Genomic DNA, 21,441 nt, shown 5'->3' with positions numbered 1-21,441 from the left:
GTAGTTTCTCTGATTTTAAAAAAATATTGCCCGTAATAATGGCAAAGATTGATAAGTTGTCAGAGAAGTTTGATTCTCCTGTTGTTTGGTTGCGGCTTGAGTGGATCAATCAAGCTTCACTCACGACTTGGTCAGATTTTCGGCAAAGTCTAAAGAAATTTAAGCGGAACTATTACCGTTCAGGCATTGCCTTTGCAGGCCAGCGTGAGCCATGGTTATTGCTTACCGAAATGGAGTTAAATGCGAATGCTTGTCTGTATTTAGGCAATACCGTTTCGCATGCGGGGGTGAATGCCAACAACCTGAACGTGTATGTAAAGGCACGCCATGGTAGCAGCCAAATTCCAACGTTTAGCGATGACTTACCTGTTATCAATTTTAATACAGCTGGTGTATTTATTGATGAGGAGACGGGTGAGTGTCATAACCTCGATACACAGCCACGTTTTAAAGGCCATCGTAAATTGTTGCCTTTATCGGCAAGTAGCACGCAACCCATTATTGCGCAGGCCACGCAATACCTTGCCAAACAGGTCACTCCTTCGGGTCAGTATGTATATGGGCATTTTCCTTGTTTTGGTCGTACCATCAACACTTACAACAGCCTGCGCCATGCCAGTAGTACCTATGCGCTCATAGAAGGCTATGAAGCCTGCCGTAATTTTGATGCTGGCTATATGGGTGCTAAGACTAATTTAGCGGAGATAAAAAGTAATATTGATAAAGCTATGCACTACCTGATTCATGAGCTTGTCAATATATATGATGAAAAAGCCTATGTGATAGACACAGGCGACGAGATTAAACTGGGCGCCAATGCTGTTGCCATACTGGCACTGGTTAAATATTTGCAAGTATTTAAAGGCACACCATTGGCCGATGAGTACCACGATTTAGCCGCCAAATTGGCAGCGGGTATAGAAGCCATGCAACAAAGTGACGGTAGCTTTGTACACGTATTACATGGCCATGATTTATCGCTTAAGGCCAAAAATCGTATTATTTATTATGATGGCGAGGCCGCTTTTGCCCTCATGCGTTTGTATGGCCTAACCAACAACGAGCGCTGGCTTAACTGTGTAACGCGTGCTTTTGACTATTTTATTGATGCCAAACATCATCAAGCACACGATCATTGGTTGTCTTATTGCTCAAACGAGCTGATTATTTATAAACCAGAAAAAAAGTATTTTCAGTTTGCAGTCGATAACATTAAAGGTTATACCGATTTTATTAAAAACCGCATCACCACATTTCCGACCTTGCTTGAGCTCTCGATGGCATTTCATAAGATGCTAATCAAGTTAGATGAGCATCCCGAGTTTCATGACGTATTAGTGGGCTTTGATGTTCAAGGGTTTTATCAGGCGCTGCATGCTCGTGCTAACCACTTAATGAATGGCTTCTTTTTTCCTGAAATGGCGATGTTTTTTAAAGCGCCGCAAACCATCTTGCATGGCTTTTTTATTCGTCACCACTCATTTAGAGTACGAATTGACGATGTAGAGCATTATTTGTCAGGACTTATTAATTACGGTAATTTTTTACAAACAGTTAATTATCCAAAGCTTGCTGCAAAAAAGTACCAACCAAATCATAATGTAGTCCATGTTGGAAACGTAGACAAAAAAGAGCCAGTAGAATTAAATACTCAAGGCTCAACACAGTTTACGCTGACGGCTAACTCGCTTGTTTTTGCTATTAAAGGAAAGTGGCTAACCCAGCCGCCAGCAGGTTGGTATGCAACAGGCCTTTGTATTTGGCCACCGAGCTTTAAATCAGGTCAAGTTATCGTGGCTCGTGGCAAGCGAATGGACGTAGGTTACTTGTCTAAAACCGCCATTGAGTTGCTTGTCAAAAAAGGCGCGTCTGCCGTTATCACCGATGATGCATCGTCCTATCAACACTTGGGTGTGCCCGTATTGCACGTCAGCAACATACGCCAAGCGACCATAGATATTGGCCGTTATACTCGTCAGGCGTTTAATGGCAAGGTGATTGGCATCACCGGTAGTGCTGGAAAAACCACCACGGTTAATATGCTGGCACACACCTTAAATAGCTTTGGCGGAGCAGGTTACACGCAATCCAGTGCCAATCTGCCAGTAGGCATTGCTTGGAATTTGGCCTGTTTGCCGCAAACGGTTGACTATTGGGTGTTAGAGATGGCGATTGGGTCAATGTCTGCCAATACCGATTTGGTGCGCCCAAACATTGCTTTAATCACCAATATTGCGGCCGCGCATTTAGCGTACCATCATAATGTTGAAAATATTGCCCTTAAAAAATCGCGTATTTTTGAGGGCATGGCGGCAGGGTCTTTAGCCGTGGTTTGCCGAGATATTAAGCAATATGATTTGATTGCACAGCTGGCACATACGTGGGGCATACAGGTTGTCAGTTATGGTGAGCACCCTGACGCCACCATAAAACTGCAAGGTTATACAGAAAAAAACGGCCAAGCCCAAATAGCGATTGATGGGCAGGTACACACGCTAACTTTACAAGCGCGCGGCAAGCACATGGTATTAAACGCCATGGCCATATTGGCAGTGGTGAACCATTACCAGCTACCGGTTAATGAGGCCATTGTTAAGCTTGCCAGTTTTAAAGCCGTGGCGGGGCGCGGGCAAGTGCAGCAAACCACTTATAAAAATATCGCTATTACTTTGTATAATGAGGCTTACAACGCCAACCCGTTATCAATGCAAGCAGCACTTGAAACCTTTGAGCAACTAGACGTACCTGCGCAACATAAAGTATTAATTTTGGGCGATATGTTAGAGCTTGGCAATGACAGCCAAAAATATCACTTACAACTGATACCGATCATCAAACAAATGGCATTCAGAACCATTGTTTTAGTTGGTAAGCAAAGTGCTGCGGTGGCTGATGCGCTCAAGCAATCAAATATTGAAGTATGTCATTTTGATGATGCGCAGGCTTTAAGTCATAATCTTGCCTCGTTTGTTCAAGCGCATGACCATGTGTTTATCAAAGCATCAAATGGTATTGGGCTTAATAAATTGTTTTCGGCTAACACAAAACCTGTTATTCAGAATAAAGCCGATGAAGTGCATCAAAATGTCAACATGATTACTGCGGAAGATACTATTATAAGCAGGCTTGATACCAATACTGCCATACTGCTTGAGCGTTTTGATTTTCAAAATAACCAAATAGCCCATTGCCAGCGAATAACGTCTATACAGGTGGATACCCCAAAAATAATGGCGTCATTGGCCAAATTAATGACAGTGATGTTGGTATGGGATAAAGTAAAGCAAGATAACTTGGACCCTGCATTAACATTCGTTGAGATGCCTGTCGATTTATTAAAAGGCAGTAGTGAATACTATAAGTTTTATCAAAAAAACGAGAAAATACCGTTATCCGTTCTTGTGCAATCAGCATTGATTGCTAGCTCCAATGAGGCCGCTTTTGCATTAGCGTGTTGGCACTCTGGCGATGAAGCCAGTTTTATCACAAAGATGGTGCGAAAGTCACAGGTATTGGGTTTAACCAACAGCCGCTGGTGCAGTAGTTCTGGTTTAAATAAAAACGCCCATACCACGGCGCAAGACATGAGCACACTTGCGAAGGTATTTATCAGTCAATATCCTGAGGTGGCTGCTTATTGTGCATTAAAAAGCTTTACCTTTAATGGTAAAAGAGTGTTGAACACCAATAAGCTGATGCACACTCATGCAAATATTTTAGGTGTGAAAACAGGTAACTTGGTGGGGATTGGGTCTAATTTAATCAATCACTGGACTGATGATGGTGTGCATTACCTAAGTATTGTGTTGGGGGCTGAGAGTCGAAAAACCTGCTATGAGCTATCTACAAAAATGATGATCCAGTGCTGAAATCATCTGAGCAGTCACACTTGCTATTCTCGCTGGCAGGGTTTTACGCTATTGCAGCTGTTTTAGTAAGTTCTCTAAAAACAAGTCGCATTTATCCATTTCAGATATTTCTACATATTCATTGGGTTTGTGGCCTTGTTCCATTGAGCCGGGACCACAAACAAAAATAGGGCTATCAAAGGTTTGAGAAAATAAGCCACCTTCTGTACCAAAAGGTATTTTTCCAACGGTAGTGTCATCTGACAGTAATGACTTCAAGAACTTTAATTCAGGATGCTCATGACTGGTACTTAACCCTGGATAAGCATTCATAAATTGGATATTGGCATACTGACTGTAAGCGTGTTTTTGCAAGTTTGTATTGATAATATCGTTAATCGTGTCAAGACTGTCTTCTGCTATGTGTCGTATCTCGTAATCTATGGTGCAGCTGTCTGAAACCACATTTAACGCAGTGCCACCTTGGATTTTTCCAACATGAATAGTCGTGTAAGGGATGTCGTACTTATCATCACGTTGTCCGCTACGAGCCAATTCATTTTGACTATCTACCAATGACGCCACTACTTGTGTGGCGACATGAATCGCATTACGGTAGTTGGGTGCCATTGACGAGTGACCGTTCTCTCCGCTACAGTGCGCTTGATATACTGCTTTGCCTTTATGCCCAATCGCGATTTGCATAGAGGTCGGTTCACCAATGACAAAAAATCTCGGTGTCTTCATCAAAGTCGGTAACTTAGGTAAGATATTTCTAACACCTAAGCAACCAACTTCTTCATCGAAAGACAAGCATAAATGCAGTGGGATAGTCAGCTTCTGCTGGCTGGCTTGGCACATTATTCTAATGGCACAGGCGACAAAGCCTTTCATGTCTGTTGAACCACGCCCGTAAACTTTATCGTCACGTTCATCAGCAATAAAAGGATCACTGTCCCAACGGTCTTTATTGGCAGGCACCACATCGGTGTGCCCTGATAACAAGACACCATGCGCTTCTATTGGTCCAGTAGAAGCGAATAAATTGGCTTTGTTGCGGTCTTCGCTATAATCGACAATCACGAAAATGCTGTGGCTTTCAAATAGAGATTTAACGGCTTCAATCAAAGATAAATTACTTTTATAAGAAGTCGTGTCAAAACCAATCAAGGCTTTTAATATTTCTATACTGCTGTCTTTATTTATGAGTGTGCTAATTGATGACACGGCTTAGTATCCTTTGAAGTAAATGACTGAGTAAAATTTAGTATAGGTATACTCTAAAACCTTATCTATTCTGATTTTTTGTACTCCTGATTCAGAAATAGTAAACCAAAAAAATATCTGCCTTTATGCTTTGTCATTCATATGCTGTTTTCTGATGATTTTGTTTTTCTGAATCAAGAGTTATTTCAATTGCTGTGGGTTCCCATAGGATGTAAATAGATATTAATTTATAGGAGAAAAAGATGCAGACAACGGACAAGCTAGTATTACAGAAGCATGGTGTAGGCATCGTTTGGACTCTTTAGTTGCCAATGGTCCTTGCTGGCATGATCGTTTTCCTAGCATGTTGTTTGGCGCCGACTAAGAAGGGTTTGTTCATCATGACAAGGTTACTGTTGCTTCCAAAAATACGCTGAAAATATTGATGCGCGCATTCAAACTGACATTGCGGTGACCAAGGTTACGCCTTTGCAAAAAAGACAAGGCTACCATATCACTACTTCAAAGGGAGAGTTGGAAGCCAAGCGAATTGTGGTTGCAACAGGAGCGTTCCAAGTACCTTCTATTCCACCAATTATCCCTTCAATCGCTAGTGTGCAACAGATTCACTCGGATAGTTATAAAAACCCTGAACAGTTACCAGAGGTTGCTGTATTAGTGATTGGTAGTGGCTCATCGGGTGTGCAGATCGCTAAAGAATTAAACGCTGCTGGCAAAAAAGTTTATTTATCGGTTGGTGCGCATGAACGTCCACCACAACGCTATAGAGGTCGTGACAATGTCTGGTGGTTAGGTGTATTAGGTGGATGGGACAAAGAAAAACCAAATGATGGACAATTAAAAGGCTTTGCTGTCAGCGGTATGAATGGCGGAGAAACCGTTGATTTCCGTAAATTGGCCCATGATGGTATTCATTTATTAGGCCTACCTTTCTTATCAGGGCAGGAGTCATGGTTTATCTTGGGTGTTTGGCATGATGCTGGACGCATCACTGAACATATCGCTATCAAAAAAAATACCACAAGCACTGTTAGTGACACAGCATATGCTAATACACAGTGTTTCTATATCATCGGTTCATGCTTAGTTTGATGTGACTTTAGCAGTCAGCAGTCCTAATGTTGGAATGTTCAATAGATCCTAATATCAGCCTGCTTTTTATAACACCATTCAAAAAATTAATTACATCCATGCGTTCACATAAATTTTAGACAATAAAAAACCCTTACAAGTCAATGACTGTAAGGGTTTGAATTTGGTGGGCCCAGTAGGACTCGAACCTACGACCAAAGGATTATGAGTCCTCTGCTCTAACCAACTGAGCTATGGGCCCTAACGTTAGACGGACAATGATACCTGATTTTTTTAATTTTTCAAGTAAAAAATAAGCAGTAATCAAGATATTTTTTATTAAGCGCTATTTTATGAAATATGACCACCAGCCAAGGTTAGGCTGCGACCACCATCCACAGTGATAATCTCTCCAGTGATATATTTTGCCTGTACGAGGTACAGTACACTATGAGCAATCTCGTCAGGTCGGCCAACTCGCTGTAGAGGAATAGCATCGATAATGCTTTTCTGCTGCTTATCATCAATAGCTTGATCACTAGCAGAGTCAGGTAAGACATTCACCCCAGGCGCAACCCCATTGACTCGTATGTCTGGTGCCATTTCTAATGCCAGTGACTGTACCATCATACGGTGAGCAGCTTTTGCCATATTATAGACAGTATAATGGCTAAACGGTCTATCATGGGCGTGAATATCCAATAGACTGATAATACAGCCTCTTTGCTTTTTGAGATAAGGTGATAGTGCTTGGCTTAAAAACAACGGTGCCTTGGCATTGGTTAAAAACAACTCATCCCACTGTGCATGATCGATATTGCCGAGGGGGCTCGGGTAAAACCGTGAAGCATTGTGTACCAATACATCAAGCTGCCCAAAGGTCTCTATAATATCTTTAACGAACACATGTAACGCAGCGCTATCGTTGACGATGGTCAAATCAGCAACAACAACGGCTGCACTATTGGCACGAATATGATTTAACTCGGTGGCTAATTCTTTTGCTTGTTGCTCACTATGATGACAGTGAATGATGACTCGGTAGCCCTTATGATGTGCGGCCCTCACGATGGCTGCACCAATACGCTTAGCACTGCCCGTTACCAACATAACTGGAGAGTGATGACTGGCTGATGGCATGGTATGGGGTGCTTGGTTCATAATCATTGTATGCTTTTTAACGTTGGTTTTGCGCTTGTAAGTGCTCAGCTCTAGCTTGCCTTAGTGCCTCACCAATAGCTGGGCCTTTGAGGTCTGGTGCTATATCTGTCATGCCAATATCGTGAAAGCTATTTAGTGCTATCATCATTTGACGGTGTTGTATTGCCAGTTGTAATACCTGATTACACACGAGTAGTTGTGAGAGTTTATTAGGCTCTTTGTGCGCGCCGCAAGTTTGTAAAAGATCAATTTTTTCAAGAGCAGTAAGAGTGTTTATCTTGCTAAAGTTTTCGGCTTGTTGCACGAATAAACTGGCAAATTGGGTTTGTATTTTTGGTACCTTGGCGGTACTGCCTATATCGTTAATTTCTTTTATATTAGCTGTTTTATTAGTATTTGCATCTGTGCGCCCTAAAGTAAATAGAGATAAGTTCAGGCTAGTCATTAATAAGGCCCAACGTTGTGATAAGTTGAGCTGCATTTGACCTGCGAAATACAGCGCAGTCTGTACAGTCTCTCTTATCTGAGTATTGGCCCAAGCTTGATGCAGTGGCGTAAAATACTCTGTTAGCGCACCGATTTCGTATAATTGTTGCCAATAGACCTGAGGCGATAGCTGCATGGTTGCTCGGCTCGATTCTTGCCAAATACGTTCGCTACTTAAATGGCTAAGCTCTCCAGAGGCCACTAACTCACGCATTAATCTCAAGGTATCATCGGCGATGGTAAACCCTAAGTCATAATAACGGCTATAGAAGCGAGCCGTTCTAAGTACTCGTAGTGGGTCTTCGCTGAACGCACTGGATACATGGCGCAAATTTTTATTTTTGATATCAGCCAGGCCACCGTAATAGTCAATAACCTTACCATTGATAGGGGTGTCATCATTCAGACTGGTAACCTCTATTGCCATGGCATTGATGGTCAAGTCCCGCCGTTGCAGGTCCTCTTTTAAGCTCACATCGAGGCTAGCATGAACACTAAAACCTTGATAGCCTAAGCCTTGTTTGCGTTCCGTACGTGCTAGTGCGTATTCTTCATGGCTACTTGGATGTAAGAACACCGGAAAGTCTGCGCCCACTTGCAGAAATCCTGCATCAAGCATTTCTGCAACTGTCGCACCAACGACGACAAAATCTTTATCTTTGATAGGGCGACCTAATAGTCGATCACGTACCGCACCACCCACTAGGTAGATTTGCATAATATCCTCTTTTATTGAGTAAGCTTAGGCACTCAATTTTTACTGATAAAAAAACCAGTCTATGCCTTTTAAGAGCATTGACTGGTTTTTAGTATAGCAGACGGTTTCTATAAATAAGTAATAGTGACCGTCTTAATAATACGTTTATACTGCCTATGGCGTATTACTGATTTTCATTTTCTAAATCTTGAGCTTCAGTAACGGCCAGCGCAGTCATATTAACGATACCACGTGCAGTCGCTGATGGCGTTAGAATGTGTACTGGCTTATTAGAACCTAACAAAATAGGTCCGATAGAGGCACTGCCAGTGGCTGTTTTGAGTAGATTAAAGGCAATATTTGATGCGTCAAGCGTTGGCAAGATAAGTAGGTTTGCAGCACCTTTTAATGGACTCGATGGCATATGGTTTAGACGAATATGCTCATTCAGCGCGGCGTCACCTTGCATCTCACCATCAAACTCAAAATCTACATTCATATCGGTTAGTAGTTGATATACTTGACGCATTTTGGCAGCACTGGTACGATCTGAAGCACCAAAGTTAGAGTGAGAAACTAGCGCGACACGTGGGGTAATACCAAAACGACGTAATTGTTCAGCTGCCAAGAGAGTCATTTCAGCTAACTGTTCAGCGGTTGGATCTTCATGGATATAAGTATCCGCAATGAAAATATTACGGTCTTGCATGAGTACCGCATTCATAGCATAGAAGTCTTTCATGCCTTCTTTTTTACCAATGACACTTTCAACATATCTCAAGTGCAACTGATAATGGCCGAACGTACCACATACCATGGCATCTGCCGCACCATTATTGACCAACAATGAGCCAATCAATGTGGTCTTACGACGAACATCACGGCGAGCAAGTTCAATACTAACACCGCGACGCTTATTCTGTTCGTAGTAGCCTTGCCAGTAGTCTTTATAGCGAGAATCGTCATCAATATTGACGATAGTAATATTTTCGCCATCTTTTAGACGCAAGCCCAGTTTTTCAATATTGGCGGCAATGACTGAAGGACGACCAACCAAAATAGGCTTCGCTAGCTGCTCATCAACCACGACTTGTACAGCAAGTAAGATGTTATTATCTTCACCTTCACAGTAAACAATACGTTTTGGTGCAGACTTGGCACGAGCAAAGATAGGTTTCATCACGAACGCAGAGTTATAGACAAACTCAGATAGACGCTGACGATAAGCTTGCATATCAGCGATAGGTAGAGTAGCAACGCCTGAATCCATCGCAGCTTGAGCAACGGCAGAAGCAATCTCAATAATTAAGTTTGGCTCTAGAGGTCCTGGGATCAGGTAATCACGACCGAAGCTTTGCATTTTATCGATGTTTCTAACACTGGCAGTTGGTGTTGCTTCGACATGTGCCATTGCAGCGATTGCTTTTACACAAGCCACTTTCATTTCTTCATTGACGGTTGTTGCACCAACATCTAATGCACCGCGGAAGATATAAGGGAAGCATAATGCATTGTTTACTTGGTTTGGATAGTCTGAGCGACCTGTTGCCATGATGACATCTGGACGCACAGCATGCGCCAGTTCTGGCATGATTTCAGGTGTTGGGTTGGCTAGTGCAAAGACGATAGGGTCTTTTGCCATGCGGCGAACCATGTCTTCAGACAAGGTGCCCGGCATAGATAAGCCCAAGAACATATCGACATCGTCCATGACTTCTTCGATAGTGGTCGCAGTCGTCTCACGCGCATAGCGCTGTTTGGTTTCGTCCAGATTTTCACGAATGGTGGTAATGATACCGCGTGAGTCTGAAACAAAGATGTTGTTTTTATTTACGCCAAGTGCGCAAATGATATCCAAACAAGAAATAGCCGCAGCACCGGCACCTGAACAAACCACTTTGATTTCTTCGATTTTTTTGCCAGTAATCAATAACGCATTGAGCATTGCTGCAGCAACGATGATTGACGTACCATGTTGGTCATCATGGAATACTGGAATGTTCATGCGCTTACGTAGTTCACGCTCGATTTTGAAACATTCTGGTGCTTTGATGTCTTCTAGGTTGATACCACCAAAAGTAGGTTCAAGAGAGGCAACCGCTTCAATGAATTTGTCTGGATCGTTTTGTGCAATTTCAATATCAAAAACGTCAATACCTGCGAATTTTTTGAATAAAACACCTTTACCTTCCATGACAGGTTTTGATGCCAATGGACCGATATTACCTAAGCCAAGTACCGCAGTACCGTTGGTAATGACACCAACCAAGTTGCTACGAGCTGTATATTTTGCTGCTAGCGTTGGGTCTTTTTCAATTTCAAGACAAGGAACTGCCACACCTGGTGAGTAAGCCAGCGCTAAATCACGTTGGTTAGCCAGCTGTTTAATAGGGGTGACTGAGATTTTACCTGGACGTGGAAATTCATGGTAATGCAAGGCAGCTTGTTCAAACTGCTCTTTTTCCGAACTAAGGTTATCCGTATTCAAGTTGGTATCGTCATTCATAATAATTGCCATGGTTGGAATAAATTGGAATAAAGTAAATGGAGATAAAAAAACGTTTCGCCCTTAAAAAATTAAGGAATGACAATAATTTAAGGGGTCATTGGTACTAAAGGATTGATGGTCACAGAGATAGTAATCAGTGATTAAATACTGGCATCAAAAATGCAATCTAGCAAAAACTGTTATTCTATCACTATTGGCAATTCACGCCTAGTCAATAGCGATGAATTGCTTGAATAATACAATAAAATGATATTCGTTATTTATCTCGTTGATAATGCCAAAAAATAAGACTAAATACCAATCATAATCTCATAATGTTTCAAAATATTACAGAGTGATAGACTAGGGTATGTCCTAGATTAAGATGAACAGCTAATCGGCATTTGCGGTGCATCAGGCAAGGGTGGTGTGCTATCGAGATCGATGGCGATGTCTTGCAAACGATAGGGGTCAGCCAATAATTCAAAAACCCGGTTAACTTCTTCAAACTGACCTTGTTCTGCTGCTGTGATAGCACGCTGTGCCATACTATTACGTAATATATAAACAGGGTTATGGGTTTGCATATCGTGAATAGCTTGATCGATAGTGAGCTGTTGTACTTGTGCTATATAACGTGTCGACCAATCTTGCCATACTTGTTGTGCATCAATGCTCAATTCATTGGTCATAGTGACCAGTAGTGTTTGTTCGTAGGGATGATCGTTTGGTGAGACTAAACCGAGTAGCGCGCGGAAGCTATTTGTGTAGTCGAGTAGGTTGTCTTCTAGTAACGTCAACCATTCAAAAGCCAGTGTCAGACTTTGAGAACCATGAGGTAAGCCAAGTTTACGGCATAAGCCTTGCTGATAATGCTGCATAAAGGTCGCTTCATAAGGTGACAAGCAGTCTGCTAGTGTGTCACGCGTGACGCCTTCTAAACGCATAAAGTGTGGTAACCAAACATTGAGATTCCAATGACCGATAGCAGGCTGATTTTGATAAGAGTATCGACCTGTGTGGTCGGAGTGGTTGTTGATCCAAGCCGGATTAAACCGTTCCATAAAACCAAAAGGTCCAAAATCTAAGGTGCTGCCCGTGATAGATAGGTTATCTGTATTCATGACACCATGTGCAAACCCTATCAGCTGCCAATCAGCGATCATTCGCGCAGTACGCTCAACCACAGCAGTCAGAAACGCTGGCACAGGATTCTCACTATCACGGCACTCGGGATAGTAAGTGTCAATCATATAGTCAGTAAACTCACTGAGCACATCAGGTGCAAAGCTTGCAATCCACTCCACATGACCAAGACGAATATGGCTATCAGCCACGCGCATCAGTGCAGCACCGACTTCGATACGCTCACGGCGTACTCTTGTATCTGATACAACAAATCCCAACGCGTTAGATGAAGGAATACCAAGTTGAGTAAGTGCATGACCGCATAGATACTCGCGAATGGTACTACGCAGGACAGCGCGTCCATCACCCATTCGTGAGTAAGGTGTGAGACCAGCGCCTTTTAGATGTAAATCGTGAGGTTGGTTCTTACTATCGATTACTTGTGCCATTAATAGACCACGTCCATCACCCAACTGTCCTGCCCATTGTCCAAACTGGTGACCAGAATATGCCATAGCCAACGGCTTAAACTCTGCTGGCACGTATTGGCCACCAAGTATCTCAACCCAGCGTGTCATCAGATCTTTATCTTCTGTCCAGCCCAACTGCTCTGCAACTTGGGTGTTGAAATGACCAGCACGTGGGTTGTCTAATGGCGTGGGTGGTTGCTCATGATAGAGGCGTGTGTCTAGTTTGACATAGGTATTTTGATAACGCATACAAGCCGTTCCTATTAAAACATCAAAATGATGGGACCACTATAACATAGCCACCACAAGACAGCGTTTAGCTTTATCTATCTTGCTGTCTATTTATTATATTCAATAAAAAACCCTCCATCCATGACGGATAGAGGGAAGGAGAAGCTTTACAATAATGAGAAGTCAGCGACTAAGCGGTTGTTTTGTTTGTTCCAATCGCACGGAATGCTGTTTTTAGATTGCTGTTATGCTCAAGTATTTTTTGCTCAACTTTGGCGTAATCGTGCTTTAGCTTATCATCAACTTCATGTAAACGATCAGCAAACTCTGTTTTCTTCAGTTCAATAGTTTTGGTTTTTAGCGCTTGCCATTCTTCTACTGTTTTCGTAAAAGCCTCATATTCAAACTTGATGCGATCTTGAAAATTCTTCATTGCATGAGGAATATCAATACCGCTTGCTGTCGCTGTATCAATCTGCTGTTGAGCGGTTTTAAACTGCATTTGCACTTCAGCATGCTTGATAGTAGTGTCATCTACAGTACGTAGCTCACTGGTTAAACCAATTTTAGATAAGCCTGCAATCAACCATTTGGTAGGGTCATATTGCCACCATTTAACACCATTACGATAGTCGTATTGGAAGAAGTGATGATAGTTATGATAACCCTCACCCCATGTGAAGATAGCTAAGAAAAAGTTATCACGGGCAGTATTGGTATCGGTATAAGGACGTGTACCAAACATGTGGCATAACGAGTTGATGAAGAAGGTAAAGTGATGGGTTAGTACTAAGCGCAGCAAACCAGCAATCAGTAAAGTACCCCAAACATCACCTAATAACCAACCAATACCAGCGACCATACCGACGTTTAAGGCAACTACCCATAAGCCATAGTATTTATGCTGAATTTGTAACGTTTTATCTCTGGTCAAATCAGGAATATTTTTGTAATCAAACTTACCACTAGGATAATTGCGCAGCATCCAACCAATATGGCTAAACCAAAAACCACGTTTTGCTGAATATGGGTCATCTAAACGATCATCTACATGACGATGATGGCTACGGTGACCAGAAACCCAGTCAAACGCTGAGCCTTGTACGGCTAGGGTTGAGCCAAGCAATAAGAAGTTTTTGACAATCGGATGCGCTTTATATGCACGATGTGACAGTAGACGATGGTAACCAGCAGTAATACTAATACCTGTCCATACCATAAAGGCACCAAATACACCCCAAACCGGCGCGCTAACTTGATGAGTCAATAAATACCACGGTGTGATAACGGCAGCAGCAATTGGCGTGGCTACTAATATAGCCGCAGGGATCCAATTGATCGGCGCTTTGGTAAACTCAAACTCCCGTATATCGATCTCACCTTTTTCAGAGGTATCAATTTTTACGGTCGTATCAGCATAGTTGCGTTTAGCAACTGGCAGACTATCGATCGAATTACTCGTATCAAAACGCGTCTTAAAACGTGAGGCTTGAGTGCTGGCTGCTTTTACAAGCGTATCACCAGATTTGATAGCGAAACGTAAGCCTTTCAGCGGTAAGCCAAGTGCTTTTTTTGCGATCATATAATATCCCTAACGGTATTCATTTAAGTCTCTATAATACCCTAAAATTTTCATAAAGTGAACACTCATGCACTATAAAAATATTGCTAAATAACAACAACTTGTATTGATTATGGGATGTATTGACGTAAATAACCTGTGATTTATCAGGCATTAAGGATAAGTGTAAGCACTATATCAAAATATATGAATTTTTTGAGGTAGCTGAAATGAAAAATAGATTTACGAATTTAGTAATAAATGGCTTGGGAAATCGGTAATGATTACATCGGTGTGCCATTGAACCAGTTGTGCAATCGTATCGGTGTTATTGACGGTCCAAGCACTGACTGGTAAACCGTAGCGGTGGCTATGCTCAATAACGGCTTGGTTGATAAGAGGATGGTATATACCCAATTGACCACAGCCAAGCTGTAGTGCTGTATTGGTCGCAGCGATCAAGGCTTTAGGTGTGTCAATCAACAAACCACGCGGAATGTGCATAAGTGGCTTGCTGCGTTGCAACCGCGCATGTAATTCCATATCAAAACTAGTTAACGCAATAGGTAAGTTAGCAAATGAGCTGTCAACTAAATGACGGGTCAAGGCCTTTATTAATTTGGTGTAATTAGTACGGCAATGCGTTTTCACCTCAAGTTCGATATAAGTAAAATCACTGAGTAGGGGCGCTATACTTTCCAATGTCATAATTTGATGATTAAACTGTCGATGGCGCTGAATTTCCGCAATGCTGAGCTGATCAATGCGTGATTGCTGCTGACACATACGTGTTAGGTCGTCATCATGGAACACAACCAAATGGTCATCAGCACTTAGCTGTACGTCAAACTCAATTCCCGTTAAACCATGAGTGTTAAGACGTTGAGCATGCTCAAATCCTATCAATGTGTTTTCCAGTGCTTCACCACGAGCACCACGATGACCAAGTAATCGTGTGTTTTTAAAATTTATCATGGTTGTCATTTCGGCTATTTTTATGAGTAATCATATAGCGTCATATGAGTAGCGTCTAATAAAATTTGTTAAATAGAGCGTTGATATGATGTTTTCCATTATGTTGTTCAATGATAATACTTTGAAGGTGCATTTACATTGAGCGTCGAAGTACGTATTTGTTATGTTTTTGCAACTAAGTGTAGGTTTTACCCATTAAAGGGGGCGTTATTTATGTGTCCATAGGCTACACTAATGACCATTCAATACAAACACCGTATAATAGTCGGTTTTTCAAACCTATGGCAGCTAGGGTTGCGGTTTGGACATCAATCACTGTCCGTCAGTGGCGGTACGAATTAGTAAATTGGGAGCAAAATGAATATGAGCGTAGCAAATAAGGGTTTGAGTAAGTGGCAGAAGATTGCTGGAATTGGTATGGCATGTAGTTTGGTGCTTGCAGGCTGTGATCGCTCAGATAAAGAAGACACCACGGAGACAGCAGAGCTGACAGAGCAGGATTCGGATGCTATTGAAAATGCTGCGGCAACGGCCGTTAGTTGTGATGACCCAATGGTACAAGATCGTCTCAAAACGACGCTAAAAAACACACTCACTCAGCAAGCGCAAGCTTTGGCTACTAACTATGCCAACGATGCGGAGATTAATCTTGCCAGTGGTGCCATTACTGATAAAATCGACGGTATCGTGATTGATGTACAGAATGCCGCAGTTTTACAAGAAGCCAATAGCAATGGTCTGACGACTTGCCAAGCAAGTGTGAGTATGACGTTGCCAAGTGCAGACTTGTATCAATCCAGTCAAGTCCAAGCGGCCAATAATCAACCAAGTCTACAATCACGTTTAGCGGAAAACAATATTCGTATCAATAATAATATGCTCGTGGACGATTCTTTTACCTATGTCGTTGGCACTCAAAATGGTCAGGTACGTACACGTATTGCTGGACAGCCGGCACTGGTAGCTGTCGTTGCTGATGTGATGGCAGGCTCTGTATTGCAGTCAGCGATGAACAGTCAGAGTGCTCAAAGAGAAGCAACACAAAACAATAATACTCAACCTGCACCGATTCGCGAACCTAGAGAAGTCACACCGATTGAGCCAATTCGTCCTACTGAGCCTGCAACACCGCCAACGATTGATAATCCAAGCAATCCTACAGATAACAATACAGCAGCTAGCCAACCAGAAGTACTAAAAGAAGTACCTGAAGATGAAAGTATTGATATGGTTATTACTCAAGACGAAAATGCTACTTACTAATTAGTAAGAGTGGTGCAATTGCTAGGGCGTGTCCTCAATTCAATCGATAGTCATCTAAATGGGTTAAAAATGGCTAAATCTTGCCAAACGGCGTCAAATAGCTGATTAATATCTCGATATTATCTGCGCTATTTTCCTTGTTTAACTGCAGTTTATCTCATTTTTATCACCATTTTTAAAATGAGGACACGCCCTAAATACTAAGTATTAAAAGAGCCCGCGATGTCAAGTTGCGGGCTTTTCTTGATGTCTTAATAATTATGTATAGCTATTTTTTAGCATCAAAACCCTTTAACACTTGACTGTCCCAAAGTACTTCAGAGACTTGTTTTGGATCAGTGCAGAAACGTGCAGCGACGAACAACCAGTCAGATAAACGATTGATAAAGCTCACTGCTGTATTACGAATAGCTGTTGGACGTTGCTGTCTTAACAACACAGCTTGGCGTTCAGCACGGCGACAGACACTACGAGCCACATGTAACTGGCTTACTAAAACAGAACCCGTTGGTAAGATAAAATCCTTGAGCGGTGGCAAGGTGGCATTCATTGTATCAATTTGTTGCTCTAACCATTCAATATGAGTGGCATTAACACCTTCATATTCTGGCATAGACAGTTCACCACCGATATTGAACAGTAAATGTTGAATAATGATTAAGCCTTCAGAAAACTCCTTGGCGATCGATTGGCCTTTGTTGCGTTGTAATTGAGCACGCACTAGACCGATATGTGAGTTGAGCTCATCAATATCACCCATGACATTAAATAGATTGTCAGCTTTACTGATTCGACTGCCATCGGCCATACCAGTGCTACCATCATCTCCAGTACGTGTATATATCTTACTTAAGCGGTTGCCCATATCTAAGTCCTTAACTATTTTTTGATTGAGTGGTATTAGTTGCGTGCTCATTGTAGTATTTTACGGCTGTTTTCGCTAAGATAATGGGTCAAGTTTTATATAACAGTCGTTTTAGTGTTGTTCCTTATGATGAGGGCAATGATAAATCAGGGTTACTGGTTAACAAAACATGGCTAATATTTTAACTTGTATTTAATCTACTTTATTTATATGAAAAGGCTTTTTAATCATGACCACACCTCTTGCAGATGCGATGTCTCAGCTTGCGATTTATGACTCACTGACTGGCGGAAAACGCCAATTCGTACCACTCAAAGCAGGGCAAGTAGGCATCTATGTGTGCGGCATGACCGTTTATGATTATTGTCATATTGGTCATGCGCGGATGATGATTGGTTTTGATATGGCCGTACGCTGGCTAACACAATTGGGCTATGACGTTAATTATGTGCGTAATATTACCGATATTGATGACAAAATTATCGCTCGTGCCGCTGAGAATGGCGAAGAGATTGGTGCACTGACGCAGCGTTTTATTAGAGCAATGCATGAAGATTTTTCTGCACTTGGTTGCTTATCACCTAATGCCGAGCCGCGGGCAACTGATTATATCGATGAGATGCAGCAAATGATCGAGACATTGGTCGAAGGTGATTATGCGTACGCAGGAGACAATGGTGATGTTTATTACGCCGTTGATAGCTTTGCGGACTACGGCAAGTTGTCTAAGCGCAATCTAGATGATATGCAGGCAGGTTCGAGAGTTGATGTTGAAAATGACAAGCGTAATCCGTTTGACTTTGTGCTATGGAAAGCCGCCAAACCTGAGGAGCCTCAGTGGGCATCCCCATGGGGACAAGGGCGTCCAGGCTGGCATATCGAATGTTCGGCGATGTCGACTAAATGCTTGGGCAGTACCTTTGATATTCATGGCGGTGGTCATGATTTACAGTTTCCGCATCACGAAAACGAGATTGCCCAGTCTGAAGCAGCAACGGGTTGCGAGTATGCACGCAACTGGATGCACGTTGGATTTATCAACGTTGATGGCGAAAAGATGTCTAAATCATTAAATAACTTCTTTACCATTCGTGATGTTATGGCCAAGTATTTGCCAGAAACGCTGCGGTTTTTCTTATTATCAAGTCATTACCGTAGCCAAGTGAACTTTTCCGATAGTGCATTGGATGAGGCCCATCATAGCCTAAGCAGATTGTATAATGCATTGAAACTGGCTGAACAGCAAAAAGGGCAAACATTGGTTATTACGGATGATTTGATAAATAAAGCTTATAGCAGCAGCGCTGGACAAGACTTTATTAAAGCCATGAACGATGATTTTAATAGTTCAACGGCTATCAGTGTGCTATTTGGGCTGGCACGTGATATCAATAAAGCCATCAAAGCGGAAGAGGTCGATGTTGCATGGCATTTGGCGGAGCAGTTAAAAGCATTGGCACAAGTGCTCAATATTTTACAGCAGCCAGTACAGCAGTTTTTACAAGCTGTGATTGGTGAGCAGGTCGATAATGGCTTAACGGATGTGGCTATCGATGGCTTAATCAATGAACGCGCAGATGCCAAAACCAACAAAAACTTTGCGCGTGCTGATGAGATACGTGAGCAATTGAAGGAAGCAGGTATTGAGCTCGAGGACAGCCGTGCTGGTACGACGTGGCGCCGTGCTTAAAGCAAATGTGTTACAGAACACTCATACATATAGTCATAAACTAAGTCAGCTTTGAGCTGGCTTTTTTTGTAGACTTAATAAGATATAGGACTCTGATTCAGAATTATCTTCATGAAGGACAGCCTTTGTACGCGACTTTCACATAAACTACTGGCCGTTAAAATATGAATACTCTCAAAACCAGCACTATAGACAATCATAGTGTTGCCACTAATATTGCTACTTGTATTGACAGTGATGAACCTATCAATACTGTCTATGAGGGTGTGAGAAATAACACGCTACCATTATTACTCGCTTTTTTTATGATAGTAATAAGTGCGGTTTGTATGCCTACTTATGCGGCAAATGATAACAATGAGCGAAGTACAAATGAGCAAGAGCGCTCACAGTCAGCAAGCACACCTGATAACGTTACTGAGTATGTAAACGAGAAAATCAGTAATATAAAAGATGAAAGTGTGGGTCTGTCTGGTGTAGTAGGAGAGATGCTCGATCCTACTGAGCGTAGTGTTGTAGAGCAATCTGGACAATTGCAAGGGGATTCGGGACTAACGGGTGAGTACAATGAAAACTATTATTTATTAGATACACTCAATGCTAGCTTACCAACACTGTCTGAGCCACCGAATTTAACGACTCCTTTGGCGACTTTAGAGTTCTTTCAGTCAGCGGTCATGAAGCAACAATATGACTTAGCTGCTTATGCGCTTAATATGAATCTGATTGACCAAAAGATTCAGCGCAACCACGCGCTTGAGCTATCAGAGCGATTGGATTTTTTATTGTCAGAAAGAGAGCTCTATGTCTTTGATGATCTGCCAGATCGCCCAGATGGTTTAATCGAACCGCCACTGGGTAGCACCAGCAGTATCATGGGTGTTCCAAGACGTTCGATACAGTTGGGTTATATCGATTATCGTGAACGCCGTGTTCCTGTTTATTTACAGCGAGTCCGAGTGGGTGATAATGCGCCTATTTGGGTATTTTCTGATCAGACAGTGGGTAATATCGACAATCTTTATGAGCAATATCATCCAGCAGAGTTTGAGCGTTATTTACCCGCATGGTTGAAATTTAAAGTATTCAGTATTGCGTTATGGGAGTTTTTAGCATTATCACTGTTCTTTTTATTAACGATGGGAGTAGGGTGGTTACTGAGTAAAGGTGCTGGAAAAATTATTAGTCATTATATTGATGATGAGAAGTACCGCAATGATTTGGGTAGTATCCATGGTGTAGCAGATTTGGTCAATAAGCTGACGGTACCTTTGACTTTTACCATCAGTTTTTCATTGGTTTTTACGTTGGTTTCTGGTGGCTTTCCTTACTTAGATGCGGTTGCTGCATCGACTAGGCCGCTTATCTGGATAGGTTTGGTTTTTAGCACTATGTGGCTTGGCATACGTGTGATTAACTTTTTTGCCAATCGCTACCAAAATATGCAGATCGAAAATCTGGCTGCAGAGCATTTTGATAAAGAGCGCCGCCGTCGCACCTATGTGTCGATATTTCGCCGAGTTTTTATCTTTGTCATGATTTTAGGTAGTATCTGGATGGGTTTGAGTGAATTTACCAATATGGAAGGCCTTGGTAAAACACTATTAACCTCGGCAGGTATAGCGGGCGTGGTTATTGGTATTGCGGCACAGCCGATATTGGGTAATATTATCGCTGGAGTGCAGGTAGCAGTCACGCAGCCGGTACGGATTGGTGATAGTGTGATAATGGATGGCAATTTTAGTACTGTTGAAGATCTGCGTTACACTTATGCAGTACTAAAAACATGGGATGAACGTCGGCTAGTGGTGCCAATGCGTGAGCTGATTACAGACACGGTAGAAAACTGGTCACATACGGAGGTGCATCAAACTTGTCCTGTGTTTTTATTTGTGGATTATGGTGCAGATATTGATGCCATTCGCCAGCAGTTTATATCGGCGGCTAAAGATAATAAGCTGTGGGACAAAAAAACCGAGCCTGAAATATTTGTAGTCGAAGTGACCGAACATAGCATTAAACTGCGTGGCGCGGTGTCAGCGGTAGGCCCAATAGAAGCGTGGACACTGGCTTGTGAAATACGTGAGCAGATGCTTGGTTATCTATATCGCGAACACAAGCCTTATCTGCCAGCTGACCGTCTGGTGTTAAAAGATAAAGAGGCATAAGTAATCACATTTAAGTCCACATTATTTTAGATAAACGGCACTCTTAGTATATATAGCTTATATTGGTGAAATAATCTGCTAAATATGCATGCGACTTGTTTGCTTATTTGTT

The 21,441-nt window shown here is 42.1% G+C and carries 13 protein-coding genes and 1 tRNA gene; 5 read left to right on the top strand and 9 right to left on the bottom strand.

The annotated features are described in order from the left end of the window. The first annotated feature begins 38 nt into the window (after window positions 1–38). A complete protein-coding gene (locus ACT3QP_RS01825) occupies window positions 39–3,869 on the top strand; it encodes a Mur ligase family protein (protein WP_444524244.1) in 3,831 nt (1,276 codons plus the stop codon). 48 nt (window positions 3,870–3,917) lie between these two features. Here ACT3QP_RS01825 and argE read toward each other — a convergent pair whose 3' ends face one another. Then, window positions 3,918–5,075 carry an acetylornithine deacetylase gene (gene argE / locus ACT3QP_RS01820; RefSeq protein ID WP_444524243.1) on the bottom strand — a complete coding sequence of 386 codons (1,158 nt, stop codon included), beginning with the start codon at window positions 5,073–5,075 and terminating at the stop codon, window positions 3,918–3,920. A 450-nt stretch (window positions 5,076–5,525) separates the two neighbouring features. Between argE and ACT3QP_RS01815 the strand changes: the two genes are divergently transcribed. After that, entirely contained in the window at window positions 5,526–6,167 is a 642-nt protein-coding gene (locus ACT3QP_RS01815) for an NAD(P)-binding domain-containing protein (RefSeq protein WP_444524242.1), read from the top strand. Between the two features lie 164 nt (window positions 6,168–6,331). On the opposite strand, the gene ACT3QP_RS01810 is transcribed toward ACT3QP_RS01815, so the two are convergent. The 7 genes from ACT3QP_RS01810 to ACT3QP_RS01780 form a co-directional block, all read right to left on the bottom strand. After that, a tRNA-Ile gene (locus tag ACT3QP_RS01810) sits at window positions 6,332–6,408 on the bottom strand. 89 nt (window positions 6,409–6,497) lie between these two features. Beyond that, complete coding sequence (locus ACT3QP_RS01805; RefSeq protein ID WP_444524241.1) at window positions 6,498–7,307, bottom strand: pteridine reductase; 810 nt, start codon at window positions 7,305–7,307, stop codon at window positions 6,498–6,500. A gap of 16 nt (window positions 7,308–7,323) precedes the next feature. Continuing rightward, window positions 7,324–8,511, bottom strand: coding sequence for a tRNA nucleotidyltransferase (locus ACT3QP_RS01800; protein WP_444524240.1), 1,188 nt, complete (start codon window positions 8,509–8,511; stop codon window positions 7,324–7,326). A 163-nt stretch (window positions 8,512–8,674) separates the two neighbouring features. Next, the gene (locus ACT3QP_RS01795; protein ID WP_444524239.1) at window positions 8,675–10,996 is read right to left on the bottom strand and encodes an NADP-dependent malic enzyme; all 2,322 of its coding nucleotides are present in this window, start codon (window positions 10,994–10,996) and stop codon (window positions 8,675–8,677) included. Between the two features lie 362 nt (window positions 10,997–11,358). Further along, window positions 11,359–12,825, bottom strand: coding sequence for a protein adenylyltransferase SelO (locus ACT3QP_RS01790; protein ID WP_444524238.1), 1,467 nt, complete (start codon window positions 12,823–12,825; stop codon window positions 11,359–11,361). Window positions 12,826–12,997: 172 nt separating this feature from the next. Then, the gene (locus tag ACT3QP_RS01785) at window positions 12,998–14,176 is read right to left on the bottom strand and encodes an acyl-CoA desaturase (RefSeq protein WP_413469393.1); all 1,179 of its coding nucleotides are present in this window, start codon (window positions 14,174–14,176) and stop codon (window positions 12,998–13,000) included. 435 nt (window positions 14,177–14,611) lie between these two features. Continuing rightward, window positions 14,612–15,343 carry a glycerophosphodiester phosphodiesterase gene (locus tag ACT3QP_RS01780; protein ID WP_444524237.1) on the bottom strand — a complete coding sequence of 244 codons (732 nt, stop codon included), beginning with the start codon at window positions 15,341–15,343 and terminating at the stop codon, window positions 14,612–14,614. A gap of 363 nt (window positions 15,344–15,706) precedes the next feature. Here ACT3QP_RS01780 and ACT3QP_RS01775 point away from each other — a divergent pair, with 363 nt between their 5' ends. Then, on the top strand, window positions 15,707–16,606 hold the full coding sequence (locus ACT3QP_RS01775) for a hypothetical protein (protein WP_444524236.1): 900 nt from the start codon (window positions 15,707–15,709) through the stop codon (window positions 16,604–16,606). 268 nt (window positions 16,607–16,874) lie between these two features. Here ACT3QP_RS01775 and ACT3QP_RS01770 read toward each other — a convergent pair whose 3' ends face one another. Beyond that, window positions 16,875–17,471, bottom strand: coding sequence for a cob(I)yrinic acid a,c-diamide adenosyltransferase (locus ACT3QP_RS01770; RefSeq protein WP_444524235.1), 597 nt, complete (start codon window positions 17,469–17,471; stop codon window positions 16,875–16,877). 229 nt (window positions 17,472–17,700) lie between these two features. Between ACT3QP_RS01770 and cysS the strand changes: the two genes are divergently transcribed. Together cysS and ACT3QP_RS01760 are read left to right on the top strand one after the other, a co-directional pair. Continuing rightward, entirely contained in the window at window positions 17,701–19,161 is a 1,461-nt protein-coding gene (cysS, locus tag ACT3QP_RS01765) for a cysteine--tRNA ligase (RefSeq protein WP_444524234.1), read from the top strand. A gap of 164 nt (window positions 19,162–19,325) precedes the next feature. Next, complete coding sequence (locus tag ACT3QP_RS01760; RefSeq protein WP_444524233.1) at window positions 19,326–21,329, top strand: mechanosensitive ion channel family protein; 2,004 nt, start codon at window positions 19,326–19,328, stop codon at window positions 21,327–21,329. Window positions 21,330–21,441: the final 112 nt, after the last annotated feature.

The organism is Psychrobacter sp. AOP7-B1-24 (assembly GCF_052376215.1).
GTDB lineage: Bacteria > Pseudomonadota > Gammaproteobacteria > Pseudomonadales > Moraxellaceae > Psychrobacter.
This window is presented reverse-complemented; position numbering and strand designations above follow the sequence as displayed.